The following is a 21665-nucleotide window of genomic DNA, read 5'->3' as shown; positions in this document are numbered from 1 at the left end:
GAGGGCGGCCCCTCGGGGGCTCTACAAAGGCGGTCCGGCGTGACGCTGGTCGGCTCGTCCGGTCTTCCAGGGTTCGCCGGGTCGGCGGTGGTGCGAAGTGGCTCAGCCGACGACGATGACGGCCAGGGCCAGATACTTGGATCCCACCAGCGGGAAGCCCCACGACAGATCGGTACCGCTCTTGAGGTCCGCCAGAGCCTGCCCGAACCGGTCGTCTCGGCTGATCCCCGTGGCCTGCGAGTGAGCCATCTTCGCCGCGTGCTGGTCGAAGACCTTTTCCAGCCAGCTCACCGCCGCTTCCGGGGTGGCGGCCTTCTGCTGCACCATGCTCTGCGGCTTCCTCAACCAGTCCCGCGTCAGGACCGGGGGCGTCGCCATGCTGAGGTCGCCGCACAACTGGTCGCGCTTGGGGCCTTGGGCCGTGGCGGTGTCACCGAGCCAGAGGTAGCAATGAAAGGCCATCGATGGCCTCCTCTGAAGGAGGGCAGGTCCCGCCTCGCGCCCAGGGAGGACCTGCTTCGTGGGCGATGTGGGGTCCGTCAGGCGGAGACGATGGCCAAGGCCGGCGAGCCGGCCGGGCACCCCGTTCGGGCGGGCTGACCAGCGAAAACCCGGGCATGCCGCGGACTACCGAAACTCATGACCACGACGCTACGGACCTGGCGTAGGCCGGCTCAATGAGGTTGCCCAGTATTGCCCCCGGCTAGGCGAGGGCAGCCAGGGCGTTGGCGATGAGAGCTCGGGCGGCCTGGCCGGACACAGCTGCGTCCGCCAGGCCGATGAACTCCCGCGCGTAGGCCTCGACCTCGCTCGGTTGGGTGAGCTTCAGGTAGCCGGAGATGAGCTCTACCGACACCTGCTCATCGCCAAAGATGACGAAGCCCTCAGCGGGTCTCGCCCGTAGGCGTTCGGCATCCAGCGGGATGATTCCAAGTGACACCGCTGCGAGTTTCATCACTTCGAGAAGATGCCCAAGTTGCTCGGCGTGGGCGGCCGGTCCCGTGAGGCGGTAATGAAGTACGGCCTCTTCGAGGATGAACGCGAAACGTCGGTTGCCCTCTCTCAGGACTCGTTGACGATCCATCCTCTCGGCGACGGCAGCGTCCACATCATCGATGTGGACTCCTTGCCGTAGACGTACCTGTCGCAGCGTCGTGGTCGTGAAGGCTGCGGTCTGGATCAACCCTGGGAAGGTTCGCGACTGATAAGCGCGAATGAAGGATGTTCGCTCGTAAATCGGCCTGACCGATTGTTGGGCCCGTTTGAGGCCGGCGCGGTTGAGTCGCCGATAGGTGACCCACATTCCGGCGACTGAGCGCTGTTCGAAAAGCAGTTCACTAGTGCGCTGCTCGGAGACGCCGCAGATTTTGCACCAGATCCTGACGTCCTCGGCCGAGGCGGGCCGAGCGCCATGCTCGATCTTGCTCACCTTGGAGTTCCCATGCCAGCCCGCGCGTTGCGCGAGATCCTTGGCGGTCAGACCCGCGCTTTGCCGGATCTCGCGAAGTTGGTCGGCCAGCGACTGCCGGGCTTGCTGAGCGCTGGAGGACGAAGAGGACGGCACTGGTCTGCGGAATCAGTCGAGCGTGTAGTCCTCGTGATCGGTGGCGAGGTCCCATGCCGCCTCGAAGGCAGCGGAGCAGAGCGAGGCCACCTCTGGGGATTCGCTGAACTGGTGACCGACGACGCTTCCATTTCCGTCGAAGATGGAGAAGCGAACAAGTCGGCCGTCAAAGACCCAGAACGGGTTTCCAGGGAGTGTAAGCGTAGAGGCGAATGCGCGAGGAAGCCAGCGAACGGCTTCGCCGATGGCGAGATTGTGTTCGGTCGTGATGCTGTGCTCCCATCGCACGTACTCGTTCACGGGCTCGGAGACCAGCCGGACGCGGTGAACCTGCACGCCTCGCGCCACCGCGTCCTGTACGGCTTCCTGGAAGGCCCTGCCCGCCGGCACCTCGGGTTGACGGCGGCCTTCCTTCCATGCCAGGAATCGAGGGTCGTCAGTGATGTGCCAGTCATGGATTTCCAGATGGAACGCCGAGGACGCGCATTCCCCGATCAGTTCAGCGAAGCTCGGCTTGCTCTCGCCGCGTCCGTACGTCCTCAGCCGGGCGGGGATGGTTCTCTGCTGTGAAGCGCCGCTTGCCGCGCTCGTAGCGCCCACGGGCCGCCTCCATGATGATCTGCGCCATTGCGGCGGGAAGCCGTACGACCGACTCCGTGTCCTTGAGCCGACTGTCGGAGTTGACCCATGCCAGGGTGTCGGGGTCGGTAACCGTTTCGCCCTGGAAGTAGAAGTCACCCGTCTCGGCGTCCACCCAAACGGCGGGACAGTCGTCGTCGGGGTTTCCTGGATCAACGCCCACGAAATCTAATGCCATGCGGGCTCCCAGCGAGTTTGGTTGCCTGATGTTGTCTCCAGGTAGCTTCCGCCGTCCGAGAGAGCGCGTCAAGAGGCGGTCCGAAGCACGAAGGAGAGAGGCCGTTCGACGGGCCCGCAATCCGGTCTTCCCGGTCACCGGCAAGTCGCCATAAGGGGCTGTAAAAGGCGAAACGGCCCGGAACACTCTGGAGAGTGGCCGGGCCGAATCTGGGGGCTTGCGTGGGGACTGGGTTTGTCAGGCGCCGTTGACGCCCAGGCCCTTGGCCACGCGGTCGCCCAGGTCCTTCTGGACGTTGCGCCAGTACTCCACGACGCGCTTCTTGGTGTCGGCGGTCACCTCGGCCGCGGAGGCGTGGCCGACGATGTTGGAGACCATGTGGTCGCGGTCGGTGTCGGACAGGACCTTCTCCCACAGGGCGCGCGGCTGGCCGAAGTCGTCGTCCTCGCGGTGCAGCGTGTAGGCGCTGCGGATGATCTCGCCCGCGACCTCGTAGCTGTCGCCCTTCCACAGCTCGGGGTCGGCGGCGGGGCCGCCGACAGTGTTCGGCGCGTACACCGGGTCCGGCGGGTTGACGAAGGCCATCGCGCCGTCCTTGTTGTAGGAGTGCACGGCGTTCTTCGGCCGGTTGACCGGAAGCTGCAGGTAGTTCGGGCCGATCCGGTAGCGGTGGGCGTCGGGGTAGGAGAACAGGCGGCCCTGGAGCATCTTGTCGGGCGAGGCGCCGATGCCGGGGACGAGGTTGGCGGGCTCGAAGCTCGCCTGCTCGATCTCGGCGAAGTAGTTCTCCGGGTTGCGGTTGAGCGTCCACGTGCCGATGGTGATCGGCGGGTAGTCGGCGTGCGGCCAGACCTTGGTCAGGTCGAACGGGTTGAAGCGGTAGTCCGCCGCGTCCTCGAACGGCATGACCTGCACCTGGACGGTCCAGGACGGGTGCTCGCCGCGCTTGATGGTCTCGTAGAGGTCGCGCAGGTGCACGTCCGCGTCGACGGCCAGGAGGGCGTCGGCCTCCTCGCCGGTGAGGTTCTTGATGCCCTGGTCGGTCTTGAAGTGGTACTTGACCCAGAACTTCTCGCCGGCGGCGTTGTACCAGAGGAACGTGTGCGAGCCGTACCCGTTCATGTGGCGCCACGAGAAGGGGGTACCGCGGTCGGTCATCAGGAACGAGACCTGGTGGGCCGACTCGGGGGACAGCGTCCAGAAGTCCCACTGCATGTTGTTGTCGCGCAGGTGGTTGTCGGCGCGGCGCTTCTGCGAGTGGATGAAGTCCGAGAACTTCTGCGGGTCGCGGATGAAGAAGACCGGCGTGTTGTTGCCGACGAGGTCGTAGTTGCCGTCCTCGGTGTAGAACTTGATCGCGAATCCGCGCGGGTCGCGGCCGGAGTCGGCGCTGCCGAGCTCGCCCGCGACCGTGCTGAAGCGGACGAGGGACTCGGTGCGGGCGCCGGGCTGGAAGAGGCCCGCCTTGGTGTACTGGCTGACGTCCTCGGTGATCTCCAGGACGCCGAAGGCGCCGCCGCCCTTGGCGTGCACCACCCGCTCGGGCACGCGCTCGCGGTTGAAGTGCGCCATCTTCTGGATGAGGTAGTGGTCCTGCAGCAGGAGCGGGCCGTTCGGGCCGATCGACTGCGAGTGCTCGTCGCTCGGCGCGGCGATGCCGGCGTCCGTCGTGGTGGTGGGCCTCTCGGACATGTGCGCGGTTCCTCCTTGCTCCGTGGGTGATGCTGATTCGCGAAGGCTCATCCGGCCGTCTGCCGGGGCGGCGCGGCTTCGCGGCAGGCGGGGCACAGGCCCCAGAAGGTGACGTCCGCCTCGTCGACCAGGAAACCGGCATCGCTGATCGGTTCCAGGCAGGGGCTGTTCCCCACGGCGCAGTCGACGTCCGCGACCGCTCCGCAACTGCGGCAGACGAGGTGGTGGTGGTTGTCTCCGACCCGTCCCTCGAACCGGGCCGGGCTTCCGGCGGGCTCGATCCGGCGGACGATGCCCTTCCCGGTCATGGCGTGCAGGGCCTCGTACACGGCCTGGAGGGAGACGTGGCCCACGCGTTCGCGCGCGCCTTCGGCGATGGCGTCGACGCCGAGGTGGTCCCCGGCGCGGACGGTGTCGAGGATCGCCACGCGGGCCGCCGTCACCCGGAGGCCCGCGGCGCGGAGCTCCTCGGCGGCGGTCGTCGTCCCCCGGTTACCGGACGCGGTCATGCGGCTCAACCTATCCCCTCAAACATGAATGATTCAAGAGAACGAATCATACGTCTTAGGAGTGGTGCCGCGTCCCCCGTGCCCGTGCGGCCATGTCCTGAACCTCCCCATGATCACCGGTGTCCAAGCCTTGCGAAGGATGTCGAAAGGGGAGGCCGCCATGGCAGTCGCACGCGGGACGGGACGGGCGTCCGCCCTGATGGGAGGGCTCGCCCTCGCCGTGGCCCTCACGGCGGGGGGCTGCGGGGCGCTGTCGTCGGCCACCGGCCAGGAGAAGGCGGCGGGCAAGCCGTTCACGATCGCGTTCGGCGGCGACGTCCATTTCGAGGGGGAGCTGCGCACGCGGCTCGACACGTCCCCCGGCACCGCGCTCGGCCCGGTCGCGGATCAGCTGCGGCGCGCGGACCTCGCGATGGTCAACCTGGAGACCGCCGTCACCGCGGGCGGTACCCCGGCCGCCAAGCAGTTCACGTTCCGGGCGCCGCCGACGGCCTTCCGCGCGCTGAAGTCCGCCGGGGTGGACGTGGCGACGATGGCCAACAACCACGGCATGGACTACGGCGAGACCGGCCTTCAGGACTCGCTCGCCGCCGCCCGGCAGGCCGGGTTCCCCGTCGTCGGCATCGGCCGCAACTCCGGTGAGGCGTTCCGGCCGCACCGCGTCACCGTCAAGGGCGCCAAGGTCGCGATCATCGGTGCCACGCAGGTGCTGGACGACAACCTGGTCGAGGCGTGGACGGCGACCGACGCCAAGGCCGGGCTGGCCTCCGCCAAGAACGTCCCGCGCCTGGTCCAGGCGGTGAAGGACGCCCGCGAGGACTCCGACGTGGTGATCGTCGACCTGCACTGGGGGCAGGAGCTCAACTCGTGCGCCACCCCCGTTCAGCGGGAGCTCGCCGCCCAGCTCGCGGGTGCCGGGGCGGACGCGATCGTCGGCAGCCACGCGCACGTCCTGCTGGCGGGCGGCTACGCCAAGAGCGGCGCGTACGTGCACTACGGCCTCGGCAACTTCGTCTTCTACAACGCCAGCGGGCGGACGGCCCAGAGCGGCGTCCTCACCCTGGCGTTCGACCCGAACGCCAAGAGCAGGCGGGTCACGCGGGCGGACTGGGCGCCCGCGGAGATCTCCGGTGGCGTCCCGCGGCCGCTCACCGGGACGGCCGCCGAGCAGGCCCGCACGCAGTGGCAGGCCCTGCGCCGCTGCGCGGATGTGGCCTGATCCGGCCGGTTTCACGTGAATCATCGCCCGCACCGTGCGGTGAAACCTCCCGGGTGGAGCCGTCCGGCCGGGCCGCGACGGGGGCGTGGGATGCTGGGGCCGAACCGATCAGGGGAGGCCCGATGCGGGGGAACACGAGGGCCCTGGCGGCCGTGACGGGGGTCGCGGCGCTGGTGGCGGCCGCGTGCGGCGGTGGCTCGGGCGGATCCGGGGCCAAGGGGACGCCGCCGCCGGCGCCGCCGTCCGCCCCCGCCAAGGGCGGCGGCCGGGAGGCCGCGCCGGTCGCCCAGCGGGCGTTCACGATCGCGTTCGGCGGCGACACCCACTTCGAGGGATCGCTGCGCTCGCGCCTCGCCTCCCCGAAGACGGCGCTCGGCCCGGTCGCCACGACGCTCCGCGCCGCCGACCTCGCGATGGTCAACCTGGAGACCGCGATCACCACCGGCGGGACGAGGGCGCCGGGCAAGGAGTTCACGTTCCGCGCCCCCGCGACGGCGTTCACGGCGCTGAAGGCCGCCGGGGTCGACGTCACGTCCATGGCCAACAACCACGGCATGGACTACATGGAGGGCGGGCTCCGCGACTCCCTCGCCGCGATCAAGCGGACGGGGTTCCCCGTCGTCGGGATCGGCCGCAACGCCGACGAGGCGTACCGCGCGCGGCGCTTCACCGTGAAGGGCAACCGCGTCGCGGTCGTCGGCGCCACGCAGGTGCTGGACGACAACCTGATCGAGGCGTGGACGGCGACCGACACCAAGGGCGGCCTCGCCTCCGCCAAGAACATCCCCCGGATGGTCCAGGCGGTGAAGGACGCGCGCAAGGGCGCGGACGTCGTGATCGTCCACCTGCACTGGGGGCAGGAGCTCAACGCGTGCCCGCTGCCGCGCCAGCAGGAGCTGGCCAGGCAGCTCACCGCGGCGGGGGCGGACATCGTGGTCGGCGGCCACGCGCACGTCCCGCTGGGCGGCGGCTTCATGGACGGCAAGTACGTGCACTACGGCATGGGCAACTTCGTGTTCTCGTCCGCGTCGGGCCAGACGGCCAACTCCGGGGTGCTGCTCCTGCGCGTGCAGGGCGCCAAGGTCACCGCCGCGAAATGGAAGCCCGCCCGTATCTCCGGCGGCATCCCGATCCCCCTGACGGGCGCCGCCGCGGCGGCGGAGGTCACGCGCTGGAACGGCCTGCGCGCCTGCACCGGTTTGAAGGCGCGCCCCTGATGAGCTGGACTCTTCCACAGTGGGAGAGTCCAGGCTTGGGGTGTGAGCGACGATCTCCTGCCCATCGGGCGCTTCGCGCGGCTGTGCCGGCTGAGCGTCAAGCAGCTGCGGCACTATGACGATCTGGGGCTGCTCGCCCCGGCGTGGACCGACCCCGCCTCCGGCTACCGGTACTACCGGCCCGCGCAGGCCCGGGACGCGCTGACGATCGGCCTGCTGCGGACGCTGGAGGTGCCCCTGCCCGCGGTGGCGCGGGTGCTGTCCGGTGACGGCGGCGCCGAGGCGCTGCGGGCCGCGCGGGACCGGATCGAGGACGACATCGCCCGGCGCCGCCGTGCCCTCGCGCTGCTGGAGCGCGTGCTGGCGGGCGGGCTGCCGGAGGCGGCGGTGTCGGTGGTCCGCGAGCCGGCCCGCCGGGTCGCGACGGCGCGCGAGGCGGCGACGCCCACGACGATCGCCGCGGCGACGTCGGCGTGCGTGCGGCGGCTGCTGTCCGGCCGGGCTCCGTCCGGCGCGCTGGTCGGGCTGTTCCCGCTGGACATGGCCGAGGAGTTCGACGTCCGCGTGGTGATGGAGGCCCCGGACGGCGGTGACCTGCTGCCCGGCGGCGCGTTCGCGGCGGCCACCCATACCGGCCCGTACGAGGAGATCCCGCTCACGGTGCACGGCGTGCTCGCGTGGTTCGGCGACCACGGCCACGTCCCCGGCGGCCCGGTGCGCGAGGTCTATCTCGACGACCCCGCCACCACCGCCCCCGAACGCCTGAAGACCCAGGTGATGATCCGACTGGAGGACGAGTGAAGAACTGGTACGACGCGGCGCACGAGCCGGAGCTGGCCGAGTTCGGGCCGGTGACGGGCCTGGCGATCACCGGGCGCGGCGAGCCCGGCGGCGCCGCCTACGGCACGGCAGTGGGAGCCCTGTACGCGGTGCTGGGCGCCGTCGGCGCGCCGATGGCGCCGCTGGAGGGACAGTGGTGGGTGGAGGACGAGCGGCCGCCCTTCGACGTCCCGCGCGAGGAGTGGTGGTGGCACCTGTTCCTCCGCCTCCCGGACGGAACGGACGCGGCGGCCGTGCGGCGCGCCCGCGAGGACGTGCGCACCACCGCCCCCGCCGCGTCCCGCGTCCAGCTGGTGACGTTCGCCGATGGGAGCTGTGTGCAGATGCTGCATCGCGGCCCCTACTCCGACGAGCCCGCGAGCCTCGCCCGGATGGACGCGCTGATCGAGGCGGAGGGCCTGGTCCGGAGCGGACTGCACCACGAGATCTACCTGTCCGACCCCCGAGAGCAGGACCCGGAGAAGATGCGGACGATCCTCCGCCAGCCCGTCCGGTAGCGCCCCGGGGCGTAGGTTCGACCAGAGGACCTACGAGCGGACGGGGTGAACGGGTTGCGGGAATTCCGGGTGGCGTCGGACGGTGTCGAGCTGGCCGTGCGGGAGCGCGGCGAGGGGAACGATCCCACGGTCGTCCTCGTGCACGGCTATCCCGACACGGGCGCCATGTGGGACGAGGTGGCCGAGCGGCTCGCCGGGCGGTTCCGCGTCCTCAGCTACGACGTGCGCGGCGCGGGCGCCTCCACCGCCCCCGCCGACCCGCTCGCCTACCGGCTGGACGCGCTCGTCGGCGACCTCGCGGCCGTCCTCGACGGCGCGGGCGCGGACCGGCCCGTCCACCTGGTGGGCCACGACTGGGGGTCGGTCCAGGGCTGGGAGGCCGTCATCGGCGACCGGCTCAGGGGCAGGATCGCCTCGTTCACCTCGATCTCCGGCCCGGACCGGCGGCACATGGCCCAGTGGGTCGGCGAGTCCGTGCGGTCCGGGCCGAGCGGCGTCGTGGACGTCCTCGACCAGGCGCTGCGCAGCGCCTACATGCCGGTGCTCCGGGCGCCGCGCGCGGGCGAGCTGGTGGCGCGGCTGTTGCCGGTGACGTTCGCGCGCGGTCTGAAGCGGCGCGAGGGCACCGAGCCCCGTCCCGGTCACCCGGCCCCCACCCTGCCGCGGGACGCCCGCAACGGCCTCGGCCTGTACCGCGCCAACCTCGGGCGCGGCGGCCTGCCGGGCGGCGACGGGAGCACGGACGTGCCCGTCCAGCTGATCGTCCCGGTGCGGGACCGGTACGGCTCGGAGCCGCTGCTGCTGTCGGCGCGCGGTCACGCGTCCCGCCTGTACGTGCGGCGCGCGCCCGGCGGGCACTGGGTGGCGCGCAGTCACCCCGACCTCGTCGCCCGCTGGGTCGCCGAGTTCGCCGGCCACATCGAGGGCGCGCCGGAGAGCACCGAGCTGGCCCGTGCCCGCGCGGCGGGCGGGGGCTTCGGCGGCCGGCTCGTCGTCGTCACCGGCGCGGGCAGCGGCATCGGCCGCGCCACCGCGCGGGCGTTCGCCGCCGAGGGCGCCCGCGTCGTCGTCGCCGACCTGGACGGGGACGCGGCCGCGGCCACCGCCGCCGAACTCCCCGGCGAGGCTCACCCCTACGAGGTGGACGTGTCCGACGCCGAGGCCATGGAACGGTTCGCGCGCGACGTCCGCGACTCGTTCGGCGTCCCGGACATCGTGGTCAACAACGCCGGGCTGGCCATGGCGGGCTCGCTGCTGGACACGTCCGAGGAGGACTGGGCCCTCCTCCGGTCGGTGAACGTGGACGGCGTGTACCGCGGCTGCCGCCTGTTCGGCCGGCAGATGGCCGACCGCGGCGAGGGCGGCCACCTCGTCGTCATCTCGTCCATGTCCGCTCTCGTCCCGAGCGTCGACACGCCCGCCTACGGCGCCACCAAGGCCGCCGTCCTGCACCTCAGCGAGTGCCTGCGGCTCGACCTGGAGCGGCACGGCATCGGCGTCACCGCGATCTGCCCCGGCGTGATCAACACGCCGATCTCCCAGCGGATGCGGTTCGCCGGCCACTCGGCGGACTCGACCGCCCGCATGCGCAAGGTCGCCGCCCGCGGCCTGGAGCGGTACGGGGACTCGCCGGAGAAGGTCGCGCGGGCCGTGCTGCGCGCCGTCCGGCGGGACGTCCCGGTGGCGGCGGTCGGCCGTGAGGCGACGATCGCCGCCCTCTCCGCCCGGGGCGCCGGACGGGCGGCCCGCTCCCTGACCGGTCTCGCGAAACGCCTCGACGAACGGCGCTAGGAGGTGGGGAAGCGGCGCTTCTTCGCCACGTCGATCCACCACAGCAGCAGGAAGGCGATCACCAGCGCGGCCACCGAGACGATCCACCACGCGGGGCCCGGCAGCCGCGACGGCAGCGACAGCAGCGGCGTCATGCCCAGCCATTTGGCGAGGAACGGGACCGCGCCCTCGTAGGCGCCGAGGAAGAACACCAGGCTGGACAGCCCGTCGTAGGACTTCGGGTCGTTCATGACGTCGATGTTCGCGCGCCCGGGAGGGCCCCGGTAGCGACCAAGGTCTATGCCGCCCGTCCGGTCGTCTCCAACGCCGCGACCGGCGCCGGCGGCGCCGCGCGGCCCGGCCGGAACAGCAGGCCGGCCAGCGCGGACGCCAGCGCCGCGGCGACCATGAGCGTCCAGCCGTGCCGGAAGTCGGTGACCGACAGGTCCGCGGTGTCGCCGAGCACGGCGGTGAGGACGGCGACGCCCAGCGCCGAGCTGATCTGCCGGGACATCATCAGCACCGCCGAGCCCAGCGACAGCCGGTCCGCCGGGAGCGACGTCGCGGACCCGAACAGCGGCGGCTGGAGCAGCGCCGTGCTCGCCCCCGCGAGGAGCGCCCCCGGCACGAACATCACCAGGTAGGACGGCTCGGACGACGCCAGGACGATCCACCACCCGCACCCGGCGGCGAGCGTCAGGCCCCCGAGCACGGCCGAGACCCGCCCGCCGATGCGCGCCACGACCCGTCCGGAGAACGGGGACAGCAGCACGCAGATCGCGGGGATCGGCGCGATCCCGAGACCGGCCCGGACCACGCTGTATCCCCACACCTGGGTGAGGTACAGGGTGGACGCCAGCAGCATCGCCGCGAACACCAGGTAGTACAGGAACACCCCGGACACCGCGACGGAGAACAGCCTGTGCCGGAACAGGTCGAACCCGATGACCGGGTTCGGGTGCCGCCTCATGTGCACCACCGCCAGGACCGCGAGCACCACGAACGCCGCGGCGGCGTAGGGCGTGTAGGCCCATTCCGTCCCCTGGACGAGCGCCGCGGTGAGGGCGGTCGTCGCGGCGAGCACCAGCCCCGACCCGACCAGGTCGAGCCGCTGCCGGGGGCGCGGGGGCGTGTCCGGCAGCAGCCGCCGTCCCGCGACGATCGCGAGGGCCGTGACCGGCACGTTGATGAAGAAGATCCACCGCCAGCCCGCGAGCAGCAACACCCCGCCGAGCACCGGCCCGCAACTGGCGCCGAACGCCGCGACGGCCGTCCAGATGCCCATCACGGTCGGGTGCTCGCGCGCCGGGAACGCGGGCAGCGCCAGGCCGAGCGACGTCGGGATCAGCACCGCCCCGGCCGCCGCCTGCACGACCCGCGCCGCGATCAGCGTGCCCAGCGTCGGCGCCGCCGCGCAGCCGACCGACGCCAGCCCGAACAGCGCCATCCCGGCCAGGAAGCTCTTCTTGCGGCTGGTGTCGTCGGCGAACCGGCCCGCCGGGACGAGCAGCGCGGCCAGCACGATCGTGTAGGCGTTGAGCACCCATGACACCCGTGGCAGCGCCGCGTCCTGGAACGACCCCGCGATCGCGGGGAACGCGACGCTCACCGCGAACAGGTCGAGGATGGCGAGGAACTGGGCCGCCGAGGCCACCGCGAGGACGCGCCACCGCTTGTGATCGACACTCATGGGCTCCATCCTGCGGAGCCCGTCCCCTCTCCCACGAGTGGCAGGATTGACATTGTCCGCTAGATTACTGACATGAGGTCCCTCGCCGTGCTGGCCCTCCAGGGCGCGCCGATCTTCGAGCTGGCGATCCCCTGCCACATCTTCGGCACGCCACCGCCGTCCTACACCGGCCCCTGGTACGACGTGCGGCTCTGCGCCGAACGGCCGCCCGCCCTCCGCGGCTCCTCCAGCCACACCGACCTGCCCGCCGCGTTCCAGATGGCCACGACCCACGGCCTCGACGCGCTGGAGACGGCCGACACCGTCATCGTCCCGGCCAGCGGCGACATCCGGTCCGACCCGTCCCCCGCGATCGTCGAGGCCGTCCGCGCCGCGCACGCCCGCGGCGCCCGCGTCGTCTCGCTGTGCTCGGGCGCCTTCGTCCTCGCCGCCGCGGGCCTGCTGGACGGCCGCCGCACGGCCCTGCACTGGCGGCACGCCCCGTTCTTCGCCGAACGCTTCCCGGCCGTCCAGATCGACCCGGCCGTCCTGTACATCGACCACGGCGACCTGCTCACCGGCGCGGGCAACACCGCCGGGATCGACCTCTGCCTCCACCTGATCCGCCAGGACCTCGGCTCGGACGCCGCGAACGCCGTCGCCCGCGAAATGATCGTCCCGCCCCATCGCACGGGCGGCCAGGCCCAGTACGTCGAGTCGCCCCTCCCGCCGCCCGGCCGCGACGACGGCCTCGGTCCCCTTCTCCAGTGGGCCCTGACCCGGCTCGACCGTCCCCTGACCACCTCCGAGATCGCCGCTCAGGCCGGGCTGACCGAGCGCACCCTCATCCGCCGCTTCCACTCCGAGACCGGGACCACGCCGCTGCGCTGGCTCCTCGCCCAGCGCGTGATCCGCGCCCGCGAGCTCCTGGAGTCCACCGACCTGCCCATCGACCTCGTCGCGGAGCGGAGCGGCCTCGGCAGCGCCCCCAACCTCCGCGCCCACTTCGCCCGCGAAGTGGGCGTCAGCCCCAGCGAATACCGCCGAACCCACCACAGCGCATAGGGGACGGCCGGGTTCACCGGGAGCGCAAGATGGCCTCCAAGACTTCGTGGACGGTCTTCGCGGGGTGCCCGATGCTGGCCTCCAAGGCGGGGTGGGTGGCGGTGAACTCGCCCTTGCGCGAGGCGGCGAACATCGTCAAGGAGAACTCCGCGGCGGCCCGGGGCATCCCGCCCGCGACCGCCGCGGACACCCATTCGTCGTCGTCCATGACGACCCGGGTGACGGTCCGGCCGGTGACGCGGCCGAGGATCGCGGCGACGTCGGCGAAGTCCAGCGTGCGGGGGGCCGTCAGCGGCGGCGTGATCCCCCTGAGCACGTCGTTCTCGGTCAGGGCCGCGGCCGCGGCCTCCGCCAGGTCCTCGTGGGCCGTCCAGGACACCAGGCCGTCCCGCGGCACGGCGAGCGTGCCGGTCTCCACCGCCGCGCCGATGTAGTAGCCCAGGGTGGATGCATAGAAGCCGTTGCGAAGAGCGGTGTACGGGACTCCTTGCCGCCTGAGGTGCTCCTCGGTGGCCGCGTGAACCTTCTGCGGAGGGAAGAGCGACATCGGGGAGGCGGCCTGGTGGCTGGTGTACAGGATGCGCCGGGCGCCCGCGTCCCGCGCGGCGTCGATGGCGGCGGTGTTGGCGGCCAGCGCGCCATCGCCTCGGATGGCCGCGGAGACGACCAGGACGCGCTCGGCGTCCTCGAAGGCGTACTTCAGATCGCCGGGCCGGGTGAAGTCTCCCGCGCGGACCCGGACGCCGCGCGCGGCGAGGCCGGCGGCCTTGCTCACGTCGCGCACGCTCACGGCGATCCTGCCGGGCGGCACCCGTTCCAGCAGGCTGTTGACGATCAGGGACCCGAGATGTCCGGTGGCGCCCGTGACGATCAGCATCCGACGGCTCCAGTCTGGTGGTGTCTCCAACGGAACAAGAAAACGTTAACACTGATACTTCCATTGGATCCAGAGCGCGAGCCGACCCACGGCCCTAACTGCTTCTGCCTGTGGCTTCGGGCAGGTCGGTTGGCAGTATCAGCGATATCATCGTTCTCGTGGCATCGAACGCGCAGCGACGGGACGTCACCCGGGAGCGCATCTTGAAGGCGGCGGCCCGTCTGCTGAGCGAAGAGGGGCCGTCCGCCGTGACCACGCGCCGCGTCGCGCACGAGGCCGGGCTTCAGCCGCCGGCTCTCTACCGTCTCTTCCAGGACAAGGACGACCTGCTGGACGCCACCGCGGAGCATGTCTTCGCCGGACACCTGGCGAACAAGCTGACCACCGCGCCCTCGGACGACCCTGTGGAAGACCTCCGCGCCGGATGGAACCTGCAGATCGGCTTCGGCCTGGCCAACCCGTACGTCTTCGGCCTGCTGCTCGACCCCGCCCGCGCGCGCGACACCCCTGGACAGGCCAAGGGCCTGCTGATCCTCGCCGAGCGCGTGCACCGGATCGCCGCCGCCGGACGCCTCAGGGTGAGCGAGGAACGCGCCATCAACCTCATCCACTCGGCGGGCATCGGGACCGTCCACACTTTGCTGGCCCTGCCGCCGGAGCGAAGCGACCCGCACCTGGCCGACGCCGCCTTCGAAGCGATCGCGCGCGCCGTCCTCACGGACGAGCCCGCCGCCCCCGCCCAGGACCCGGCGGCCGTCATAGCGTCCTTCCGCAGCCTCCTTCCAGACCTGCCCAACCTCACCGAAGCCGAGGCCGCACTCCTGGACGAGTGGCTGCAACGCTGATCCGGCCCCGCCCACGAACACACGAGCGTGCCCAGGACTACCGCAGGCTCACTCCACCGATCAGAGCCTTGGACTGGTGCCGGTGGGGGCGGGGATATGTTGGGCGGCCCGGCGGTGACGGGGTGTGAGGCGTGGCCGGAGCCCGGCGGCTCGGTGGTGGCTGACCGTGACCGTCATTATGGTGTTGTCGCAGCGTAGATGGGACGTGGCGTGATGGCGAAGGACGAGGGCTTCGAGCGTCGGATCGAACCGTTCCGGACGGAGCTGCTGGCGTACTGCTACCGGATGCTCGGCTCGGCCCATGACGCTGAGGACTTGGTGCAGGACACGTACCTGAGGGCGTGGCGGGCGCGGGAGCAGTATGACGAGACCCGCAGCTCACTGCGCACCTGGCTCTACCGGATCGCGACGAACGTCTGCCTGACCGCCTTGGAGGCTCGCGGCCGGCGGCCGCTGCCGTCGGGGCTGGTGGCCGAGTCGGAGCCGCTCGCGCCCTTCGTCCAGGGGGAGCACGCCGCCTGGCTTCAGCCTTTGCCGGACGCGTTGCTGGGCGCGGGCGATCCGGCCGGGACCGTGATCGACCGCAGTACCCTGCGCCTGGCGTTCGCCGCCGCGCTGCAGCACCTGTCGGCGCGTCAGCGCGGTGCGCTGGTCCTGCGCGAGGTGCTCGGCTTCTCCGCGGCCGAGACGGCGGAGATCCTCGACGCCACCGTCGCGTCGGTGAACAGTTCGCTGCAGCGGGCGCGTGCCCGCGTGAAGGAGGCCGGGGTCCGCCAGGAGCGGGTCGGCGAGTTGTCGGCGGCCGACCAGCGCGCCTGGGTGGAGCGCTACATGAAGGCGTTCGAGCTCGCCGACGTCGAGGGCCTCAAGCGGCTGCTCACCGAGGACGTGATCATGGAGATGCCGCCGATGCTCAACTGGTTCACCGGCCGCCGGAACTACGGCCTGTTCATGGGGTGGGTCTTCGAGGCGGCGGGGAGGGACTGGCTTCTCAGGGAGGTCACGGCCAACGGCGGCCAGCCCGGATTCGCGGCCTACCAGCGCGCCGGCGACGGGTACGGCCTGCACACGCTCCAGATCTTCACCGTCACCGGCCAGGGCATCAGCCGGAACTCGGTGTTCCAGGACCCCGACGTCTTCGCGACGTTCGGCCTGGCGTCCAGGCTCGACAGCCAGGGAGTCGCCATCGCGGAGGCGTGAGCCGCAGGGATGCGGCCCGCCGAGAAATCTCCCGGCCGGCGCGCGATGAGTTCGGACCACGCCGCCGGTATGTACTGACGAGCTCGCCGGAACACCCCGGGCGAGCCGATCACAAGGGAGCATCCCGATGTCGAACAGTCGTGTCGAAGACGAGGCCGCGATCCAGGCCGTGCTGGCCGACTCCTACAAGGCGTGGGAGGCCGGCGACGCCGACGGCATGGTCGCCAACTACACCTCGGACGCGACCGCCATCATGCCCGGCTCGTTCCGCGGCAGCCGTGACGTGATCCGTCAGAACATGGCCCTGGCCTTCGAGGGGCCGCTGAAGGGCACCTCGACCTACAACGATCAGGTCAGCATCCGCTTCCTCGGCAAGGACGGCGCGATCGTCATCAGCGAGTCCGCCATCCGTTTCCCCGGCGGCGCCGAGATTCCGGACGATGAGCAGAGGGTGAACGCGACCTGGGTCTTCGAGAAGCGGGACGGCCAGTGGCTGATCGCCGCCTACCACAACAGCCCGAAGCTGGTGCCCGCGCAGTGAGTCACGCCGCTCGCGGATAGACCGGGCCGAGTTCCGTGCTCTGGGTGGTCAGCCGAGTCGCCGGCGGACGAGGGCGTCGAGTCGCCGCCACGCGGGTGACGACGCGTTGACGGTCGCCTGGATGAGGGTGGGAATGTCCGAGCTCGGGTCTTGTCCGGGCAGGTGGTCAGGGTCGTACCGGTCTCGGATGGCCCTGACCATGCGGTCCGCCAGCTCGTCGACGCGGGGGTCGCCGGGCGCGAGGTCGTGGGCGCCGTCGTAGTCGAGGAAGATCCGCCGTAGTGCGGGTTCGGTGAGGGCCTGCGCCTGGTCCTGAAGCAGCTCGGTGGCTGTTTCCGGATGGGTGGCGAACACGAGGATCCACAGGTCGGCTTGGAACGCGACCCAGTGGTCGCTGAACCCGTACTCGCGGAGCCGGTCGAGGTGGGCGCCGACTCCGGTGGGGAGCAGGTCGTCGCCGGCGGCGAGGCGGCGCAGGCGTCGCCGGACGCGGCGGAGCTCACCGATGCGGGCGGTGAGGTCGCCGTCGATCTCGTGGAGGGCTCGGCGGAGGTCGGCGGCGGGGGCCGCGCGGAGGTCCCGGATGCGGGCGAGGGGGACTCCCGCGTCGGCCAGGGAGCGGATCTTTATGAGGTCGATGGCGTGCCGGGCGGTGTACCGGCGGTAGCCGGACGAGTCGCGCTCGGGCTCGGGCAGCAGCCCCTTGGCGTGGTACACCCGGATCGTCTTGATCGTCACACCCGCGTACCGGGCGAGCCGGCCGATCGTGATCACCTGCCCATGCTCTCGCGGTTGACCTTGCCCCAGGGGCAGGGTTGAAGCATGGGGTCATGACCGACGATCGGGATACCCTGCGCGCCCTGGCCGACGAGGGAAACGAACCGGCCCTGGACCGGCTCGCGGATCTGGCCGACGCCCGTGGTGATCTGGCCGAGCTGAGCGACCTGCTGGACGAGGGCTGCGAGCGGGCGGGGCGGCTGCTCACCCGCCGCGCGGTCGCGGCGGGTGACCTGCGCGAATTGCAGCGGCTGGCGGACGCCGGAGCCGACGAGGCGGGCGAGGAACTGGAACGGATCCTGTCCGCGCCCGGCGAGGAGGAGGACGAGGCCGAGGACGAGGACGAGGACTGAGGTGATCAGAACGCGATGGCGACCTTGCCCCGGGCGTGGCCGCGCTCCATGTAGCGCAGCGCGTCGGGGATCTCCGCGAACGGGTAGGTCCGGTCGATGACGGGCGTGATCTGTTCCTTCTCCATGAGCTCTGCCAGGAACCGCAGGTCCGTGGAGTTGGGCTTCCACTGGACGGTGACAATGCGCTGGCTGACGAAGGGGGAGGCCAGGATCCCGCGGAGTACCTGCGCGGCCGGGCCGAGCCACCCGCCGCGGCCCGAGGCGATGCCGCCCACGATCACGAGCGTCCCGCGGGAGGTCAGCGGGCGCCGCAGCTTCGCCAGCGACCGGTCGCCCACGATGTCCATGAGCAGGTCGTACCGTCCCGCCCGTTCGGTGAAGTCCTCGCGGGTGTAGTCCACGACGTCGTCCGCGCCGAGCGAGCGGACCAGATCGACGTTGCGGGTGCTGCACACACCGGTGACCTCGGCTCCGAACGTCTTGGCGAGCTGGACGGCGAACGTGCCGATGCCGCCGGAGGCCCCGTTGACCAGGACCCGTCCCCCAGCGGAGATCTTCCCCACGTCCCGTAGTCCCTGGAGCGCGGTGTGCGCGGCCATCGACACCGACGCCGCCTGCTCGAAGGTGAGGCGGGCGGGCTTGACGGCCAGCCTGTCCCGCGGGACGGCGACGGTCTCGGCGAACGAGCCCAGCTTGACCTCTCCGAAGACTTCGTCGCCGGGGCGCAGCCCGGTCACCTCGTCGCCCACCCGCTCGACGACCCCGGCGAGGTCGGCGCCGAGGACAAGGCCCGATCTCGGCCGCCGCAGGCCCATGGTCAGCCGTATCAGCTTCGGGTCGGCCCGCATGTGGCGCCAGTCGTAGGGGTTGACGGACGCGGCGCGCACCCGCACGAGCACCTCGTCCCGGGCGATGCCGGGTTCGTCGATGTCCTTGAGTGTCAGCACGTCGGGAGGGCCGTAGCGGTCCCAGCTCCAGGCTTTCACGGCGTCTTCCTTTCGGTGGGCGTCACACCCGTGTGAGGGAAAGGGGAGATCGGGACGACCCGTGCGGACGCGGGCTCTGGTTCCCGCGGATGCTCATCGGCTTCGGCCCGGCGCGACCGGTGTCCGCATGCCGTCCGGTCGGCGCGCCGTCGTACTGTGTAAGGCTTTCGTACGTCGTAAGGCTATCGTACGGCGTAAGGGAGTCAAGGGCCGCAGGGGAGGGGATCTCGGCCGGTGAACGGAAGCGGCGGCGCGTCCGGCGCGCTAATCGCCGTTGGAACGGGTCACGAACCTGCGACGCGGCGCCGTTCGAGCCCTTCGAGGATCAGATCGAGCGCGAACTCGAACTCGAACTGGTCGTCGCAGAAGCCGAGGGTGCCGTCCGGATCGTCGTGGACGGCGTCCGCGAGCATCCCGACGATGTTCGGGAACCGGTCGGCCATCTGCTCCATCATCGCGGCGGCCGTGTCGTTCGCGGTCTGGGCGCCGTCGGGCTGGAACAGCTCCTGGGTGAACCCGAGGGCGCGGCTGCCCAGGACGTGCAGGGCGCGGTGGGTCAGGTCGAAGGAGAACCCGCCCGCCCGGAGGATGGCGACGATGTCGTCGTAGTAGGCGATGAAGAGCGGGCTCGTACTGGCGCGGGTCTCGAAGACCCGCGGGGCCCACCGGTGGCGCAGGAACACCTCCCGGGCCGCGAGGATCCGCGCGCGCATCAGCGCCTGCCAGTCGTCCTCCGGGGGCGGGGCCTCGACCTCGTCCACCGCCGCCATGACCTCCCCGAGGACCACCTCGACGACGCCGTCGAGGACGGCCTCCTTGTTGGCGACGTGGTGGTACAGCGACATCGCCTCGGCCCCGACCTCCTGCGCGAGCCGGCGCATCGTGAGCGCGTCGAGGCCCTCGCGGTCGGCGAGCCCCACGGCCGCACGCAGCACCCGCCTCCGGCTCAACGGAATACGGGGCTGCTCGGTCTGCTCGTCGGCCTCGGTCCGTGGGGTCATGGATCTTCCTCCCGACGCAGCCTACCCGTCTGGGATGAGTCTCCCCGGCTTGGCCGTGCCGTCCGCCCCCCGAGGATCCGGTGTCAGCGGCGGGGTTCGATCGTGAGGTCGCCGCGGATGAACGCGAGGGACGAGTCGCGGGCGAGCATGTCGTGCGGGTGGCCCGGCTCGATCGCGCCGGCCTCGCCCAGGCGGGCGAGTTGGGCGGCGGTGAAGCCGACCTCCAGGGCGCCCAGATTGTCCTCCAGTTGAGCGACGGTGCGCGCGCCGATGATCGGTGCCGTCACGTCCGGGTTCCGCAGGGTCCAGGCCAGCGCGACCTGGGCGGGGGTCCGGCCCAGCTCGACGGCGACTTCCTTCACGACGTCCACGATGGCGAGGTTCCGTTCGGTGATCGTGCCGTTGGCGATGGTGAGGCTCTTGCGAGTACCGTCGCCGGACGCGGCGTTCGCGGCGGTCAGGTCGTCGCGGCCGTACTTGCCGGTGAGAACCCCGCCGGCCAGCGGTGACCACGGGATCACCCCCAGCCCCATCTCGCGCGCCATGGGGATCAGGTCACGTTCCCCGGTGCGCTCGATCAGGTTGTACTCGATCTGCAGCGCGACCAGCGGCGACCAGCCGCGCAGGTCGGCGATCGCCTGCATGCGCGACACCTGCCAGGCCGGGACGTTGGAGACCGCCACGTACAGGACCTTGCCCTGCCGGACGAGGTCGTCCATGCCCCGCAGGATCTCCTCGACCGGCGTCATGAAATCCCACAGGTGCAGGTACAGCAGATCGATGTAGTCGGTGTTCAGCTTGCGCAGACTGCCTTCCACCGACGCGAACAGCGCCTTGCGATGATTGCCCCCGGAATTCGGGTCGCCGGGCCGCCGCAGCGTCGAGTATTTCGTCGCCAGCACCAGGCTTTCGCGGTTGTCGCGGGTGAATTCGCCCAGCATGCGCTCGGAGCTGCCATTGGTGTAGGTGGCGGCGGTGTCGATGAAGTTGCCGCCGCGCTCGACGTAGAGGTCGAACAGCTTGCGCGACTCGTCCCGCTCGGCGCCCCAGCCCCATTCGGTCCCGAAGGTCGCCGCGCCCAGTGCCAGCGGTGAGACCCGCAGTCCGGAACGGCCCAGCAGCCTGTAGGCGTCGAGGGTGAGCGACATCGTGTTCTCCCGTCCTTGCGCTCCGTTGTCGAAATCAACTCTGCGACCGCCGTGAACAAGGGAAAAGGGCAAGAATCTCCTGGGAATCCCAGTACCACCCTGGATGTACGCTCGAACGTGATGACCCGCGCCGTGGACACGACACATGAACTGGCCGCGTTCCTGCGGGCCCGGCGCGAACGCCTGGACCCGCGGGATTTCGACCTGCCGTTGCGCCGGCGGCCTCGGCGGACCCCCGGACTGCGCCGCGAAGAGGTCGCCGAACTGGCCGGGGTCAGCATCGACTACATCGTGCGGCTGGAACAGGGCCGGGGGCTGCGGCCCTCGGCGGAGGTGGTGGAGGCGCTCTCCCGGGCGCTGCGCCTGGCCCCCGACGAACGCGCCTACCTCTTCGATCTCGCCCGGCAGCGCCGCGGCAACGCCGCGAAGGCCGCGACCGCCGCCCCGCCGCCGCTAGCCCGGCTCGTCGCCGACCTGTCGCCGCTGCCCGCCATGCTGATGAACCACCGCTACGACATCCTGGCCTGGAACCGCGAAATGACGCGGCTGCACCTGGATTTCGACACCCTGCCGCCGTCGCAGCGCAATGCGATGTGGCTGTGCCTGATGCATCCGGGGACGCGTGCGCTCTACGTCGACCGCGAACGCGTCATACGGCAGGGGATCGCCCACCTGCGCGCCGCGTGGGCCAGGCATCCGGACGACCGCGCGCTGACCGACCTCATCGCCGAGTTCACCGCTCATGACGAGGAGTTCGCGCGACTGTGGGCCGAGCGGGACGTCAAGGTCAACGGCCGAGGTCGCAAAGAGCTGAGGCATCCCGACGTCGGTGTGATCGCGCTGGATTTCGACATGCTCATGCCACTTCAGGACGAGGACCAGCGGTTGCTGATCTACCGCGCGGCGGACGACGAGAGCCAGTCCGCGATGAACCGCCTGTACGCGAGCTGAGCCCGTTCGTCCCCTGCGGTTATCGGACCCGCCCGTGGTCACGAAGTCGCCGGAACCTGGCTCCAGGGATGCTCACTCGGGGACTTGAAGGCGAGGCGGCGTCTGCCATCGGGCAAGCCAAGAGCGC

23 protein-coding genes are annotated in these 21665 nt (G+C 71.1%); 11 read left to right on the top strand and 12 right to left on the bottom strand.

The features are described 5' to 3' along the window. Window positions 1-102: 102 nt before the first annotated feature. The 5 genes from E1291_RS01210 to E1291_RS01185 all read right to left on the bottom strand — a co-directional run bounded on the left by E1291_RS01210 (window position 103) and on the right by E1291_RS01185 (window position 4582). On the bottom strand, window positions 103-462 hold the full coding sequence (locus E1291_RS01210; protein ID WP_131735631.1) for a hypothetical protein: 360 nt from the start codon (window positions 460-462) through the stop codon (window positions 103-105). A 241-nt stretch (window positions 463-703) separates the two neighbouring features. After that, the gene (locus E1291_RS01205; protein ID WP_131735630.1) at window positions 704-1564 is read right to left on the bottom strand and encodes a helix-turn-helix domain-containing protein; all 861 of its coding nucleotides are present in this window, start codon (window positions 1562-1564) and stop codon (window positions 704-706) included. Window positions 1565-1576: 12 nt separating this feature from the next. Further along, window positions 1577-2164: a DUF6879 family protein gene (locus E1291_RS01200; protein WP_242613869.1), complete on the bottom strand. Its 588-nt coding sequence runs from the start codon at window positions 2162-2164 to the stop codon at window positions 1577-1579. A 454-nt stretch (window positions 2165-2618) separates the two neighbouring features. After that, a complete protein-coding gene (locus E1291_RS01190; RefSeq protein ID WP_131735629.1) occupies window positions 2619-4073 on the bottom strand; it encodes a catalase in 1455 nt (484 codons plus the stop codon). Window positions 4074-4120: 47 nt separating this feature from the next. Continuing rightward, window positions 4121-4582 (bottom strand): Fur family transcriptional regulator, encoded by a 462-nt coding sequence (locus E1291_RS01185; RefSeq protein ID WP_131735628.1) that lies wholly within the window; start codon window positions 4580-4582, stop codon window positions 4121-4123. 160 nt (window positions 4583-4742) lie between these two features. On the opposite strand from E1291_RS01185, the gene E1291_RS01180 reads away from it, so the two are divergent. The 5 genes from E1291_RS01180 to E1291_RS01160 all read left to right on the top strand — a co-directional run bounded on the left by E1291_RS01180 (window position 4743) and on the right by E1291_RS01160 (window position 10146). Then, the gene (locus tag E1291_RS01180; RefSeq protein WP_131735627.1) at window positions 4743-5801 is read left to right on the top strand and encodes a CapA family protein; all 1059 of its coding nucleotides are present in this window, start codon (window positions 4743-4745) and stop codon (window positions 5799-5801) included. A gap of 122 nt (window positions 5802-5923) precedes the next feature. After that, on the top strand, window positions 5924-7018 hold the full coding sequence (locus tag E1291_RS01175; RefSeq protein ID WP_131735626.1) for a CapA family protein: 1095 nt from the start codon (window positions 5924-5926) through the stop codon (window positions 7016-7018). A gap of 42 nt (window positions 7019-7060) precedes the next feature. Beyond that, window positions 7061-7819 carry a MerR family transcriptional regulator gene (locus tag E1291_RS01170; protein WP_131735625.1) on the top strand — a complete coding sequence of 253 codons (759 nt, stop codon included), beginning with the start codon at window positions 7061-7063 and terminating at the stop codon, window positions 7817-7819. Continuing rightward, on the top strand, window positions 7816-8355 hold the full coding sequence (locus E1291_RS01165) for a GyrI-like domain-containing protein (protein WP_165494908.1): 540 nt from the start codon (window positions 7816-7818) through the stop codon (window positions 8353-8355). The genes E1291_RS01170 and E1291_RS01165 overlap by 4 nt, the downstream gene beginning before the upstream one ends. 69 nt (window positions 8356-8424) lie before the next feature. Continuing rightward, a complete protein-coding gene (locus E1291_RS01160; protein WP_242613868.1) occupies window positions 8425-10146 on the top strand; it encodes an SDR family oxidoreductase in 1722 nt (573 codons plus the stop codon). On the opposite strand, the gene E1291_RS01155 is transcribed toward E1291_RS01160, so the two are convergent. Together E1291_RS01155 and E1291_RS01150 are read right to left on the bottom strand one after the other, a co-directional pair. After that, window positions 10143-10376 (bottom strand): hypothetical protein, encoded by a 234-nt coding sequence (locus tag E1291_RS01155; RefSeq protein WP_131735622.1) that lies wholly within the window; start codon window positions 10374-10376, stop codon window positions 10143-10145. The genes E1291_RS01160 and E1291_RS01155 overlap by 4 nt on opposite strands. 47 nt (window positions 10377-10423) lie before the next feature. After that, a complete protein-coding gene (locus E1291_RS01150; protein ID WP_207400489.1) occupies window positions 10424-11815 on the bottom strand; it encodes an MFS transporter in 1392 nt (463 codons plus the stop codon). Between the two features lie 72 nt (window positions 11816-11887). Between E1291_RS01150 and E1291_RS01145 the strand changes: the two genes are divergently transcribed. Further along, a complete protein-coding gene (locus tag E1291_RS01145) occupies window positions 11888-12859 on the top strand; it encodes a GlxA family transcriptional regulator (RefSeq protein ID WP_131735620.1) in 972 nt (323 codons plus the stop codon). 13 nt (window positions 12860-12872) lie between these two features. On the opposite strand, the gene E1291_RS01140 is transcribed toward E1291_RS01145, so the two are convergent. Then, a complete protein-coding gene (locus tag E1291_RS01140) occupies window positions 12873-13736 on the bottom strand; it encodes an NmrA family NAD(P)-binding protein (RefSeq protein ID WP_131735619.1) in 864 nt (287 codons plus the stop codon). 158 nt (window positions 13737-13894) lie between these two features. Here E1291_RS01140 and E1291_RS01135 point away from each other — a divergent pair, with 158 nt between their 5' ends. From E1291_RS01135 to E1291_RS01125, 3 genes are all read left to right on the top strand, one after another. Then, window positions 13895-14581 (top strand): TetR/AcrR family transcriptional regulator, encoded by a 687-nt coding sequence (locus E1291_RS01135; protein ID WP_207400488.1) that lies wholly within the window; start codon window positions 13895-13897, stop codon window positions 14579-14581. 213 nt (window positions 14582-14794) lie between these two features. Next, window positions 14795-15781 (top strand): sigma-70 family RNA polymerase sigma factor, encoded by a 987-nt coding sequence (locus tag E1291_RS01130; protein ID WP_242613867.1) that lies wholly within the window; start codon window positions 14795-14797, stop codon window positions 15779-15781. A gap of 127 nt (window positions 15782-15908) precedes the next feature. Continuing rightward, window positions 15909-16322: an SgcJ/EcaC family oxidoreductase gene (locus tag E1291_RS01125; protein ID WP_131735617.1), complete on the top strand. Its 414-nt coding sequence runs from the start codon at window positions 15909-15911 to the stop codon at window positions 16320-16322. Between the two features lie 48 nt (window positions 16323-16370). Here E1291_RS01125 and E1291_RS01120 read toward each other — a convergent pair whose 3' ends face one another. Further along, window positions 16371-17096 (bottom strand): MerR family transcriptional regulator, encoded by a 726-nt coding sequence (locus E1291_RS01120; protein ID WP_131735616.1) that lies wholly within the window; start codon window positions 17094-17096, stop codon window positions 16371-16373. Between the two features lie 56 nt (window positions 17097-17152). On the opposite strand from E1291_RS01120, the gene E1291_RS01115 reads away from it, so the two are divergent. After that, window positions 17153-17452, top strand: coding sequence for a hypothetical protein (locus E1291_RS01115; protein ID WP_131735615.1), 300 nt, complete (start codon window positions 17153-17155; stop codon window positions 17450-17452). A 5-nt stretch (window positions 17453-17457) separates the two neighbouring features. Here E1291_RS01115 and E1291_RS01110 read toward each other — a convergent pair whose 3' ends face one another. The 3 genes from E1291_RS01110 to E1291_RS01100 all read right to left on the bottom strand — a co-directional run bounded on the left by E1291_RS01110 (window position 17458) and on the right by E1291_RS01100 (window position 20587). Further along, complete coding sequence (locus E1291_RS01110; RefSeq protein ID WP_131735614.1) at window positions 17458-18438, bottom strand: NAD(P)-dependent alcohol dehydrogenase; 981 nt, start codon at window positions 18436-18438, stop codon at window positions 17458-17460. Between the two features lie 284 nt (window positions 18439-18722). Further along, window positions 18723-19439: a TetR/AcrR family transcriptional regulator gene (locus E1291_RS01105; RefSeq protein ID WP_131735613.1), complete on the bottom strand. Its 717-nt coding sequence runs from the start codon at window positions 19437-19439 to the stop codon at window positions 18723-18725. Between the two features lie 83 nt (window positions 19440-19522). Continuing rightward, complete coding sequence (locus E1291_RS01100; protein WP_131735612.1) at window positions 19523-20587, bottom strand: aldo/keto reductase; 1065 nt, start codon at window positions 20585-20587, stop codon at window positions 19523-19525. A 120-nt stretch (window positions 20588-20707) separates the two neighbouring features. Between E1291_RS01100 and E1291_RS01095 the strand changes: the two genes are divergently transcribed. Next, a complete protein-coding gene (locus E1291_RS01095) occupies window positions 20708-21538 on the top strand; it encodes a helix-turn-helix transcriptional regulator (protein ID WP_242613866.1) in 831 nt (276 codons plus the stop codon). Window positions 21539-21665 lie beyond the last annotated feature (127 nt).

Source organism: Actinomadura roseirufa, assembly GCF_900659635.1.
In the GTDB taxonomy this organism is placed as follows: Bacteria; Actinomycetota; Actinomycetes; order Streptosporangiales; family Streptosporangiaceae; genus Spirillospora; species Spirillospora roseirufa.
This window is presented reverse-complemented; position numbering and strand designations above follow the sequence as displayed.

Excerpts from the sequence above, each read along its gene's own strand:
- E1291_RS01210 (WP_131735631.1), bottom strand. The coding sequence starts at position 462 with ATGGCCTTTCATTGCTACCTCTGGCTCGGTGACACCGCCACGGCCCAA.
- E1291_RS01190 (WP_131735629.1), bottom strand. The coding sequence starts at position 4,073 with ATGTCCGAGAGGCCCACCACCACGACGGACGCCGGCATCGCCGCGCCG.
- E1291_RS01185 (WP_131735628.1), bottom strand. The coding sequence starts at position 4,582 with ATGACCGCGTCCGGTAACCGGGGGACGACGACCGCCGCCGAGGAGCTC.
- E1291_RS01180 (WP_131735627.1), top strand. The coding sequence starts at position 4,743 with ATGGCAGTCGCACGCGGGACGGGACGGGCGTCCGCCCTGATGGGAGGG.
- E1291_RS01175 (WP_131735626.1), top strand. The coding sequence starts at position 5,924 with ATGCGGGGGAACACGAGGGCCCTGGCGGCCGTGACGGGGGTCGCGGCG.
- E1291_RS01155 (WP_131735622.1), bottom strand. The coding sequence starts at position 10,376 with ATGAACGACCCGAAGTCCTACGACGGGCTGTCCAGCCTGGTGTTCTTC.
- E1291_RS01150 (WP_207400489.1), bottom strand. The coding sequence starts at position 11,815 with ATGAGTGTCGATCACAAGCGGTGGCGCGTCCTCGCGGTGGCCTCGGCG.
- E1291_RS01145 (WP_131735620.1), top strand. The coding sequence starts at position 11,888 with ATGAGGTCCCTCGCCGTGCTGGCCCTCCAGGGCGCGCCGATCTTCGAG.
- E1291_RS01140 (WP_131735619.1), bottom strand. The coding sequence starts at position 13,736 with ATGCTGATCGTCACGGGCGCCACCGGACATCTCGGGTCCCTGATCGTC.
- E1291_RS01130 (WP_242613867.1), top strand. The coding sequence starts at position 14,795 with ATGGCGAAGGACGAGGGCTTCGAGCGTCGGATCGAACCGTTCCGGACG.
- E1291_RS01125 (WP_131735617.1), top strand. The coding sequence starts at position 15,909 with ATGTCGAACAGTCGTGTCGAAGACGAGGCCGCGATCCAGGCCGTGCTG.
- E1291_RS01115 (WP_131735615.1), top strand. The coding sequence starts at position 17,153 with ATGACCGACGATCGGGATACCCTGCGCGCCCTGGCCGACGAGGGAAAC.
- E1291_RS01105 (WP_131735613.1), bottom strand. The coding sequence starts at position 19,439 with ATGACCCCACGGACCGAGGCCGACGAGCAGACCGAGCAGCCCCGTATT.
- E1291_RS01100 (WP_131735612.1), bottom strand. The coding sequence starts at position 20,587 with ATGTCGCTCACCCTCGACGCCTACAGGCTGCTGGGCCGTTCCGGACTG.
- E1291_RS01095 (WP_242613866.1), top strand. The coding sequence starts at position 20,708 with ATGACCCGCGCCGTGGACACGACACATGAACTGGCCGCGTTCCTGCGG.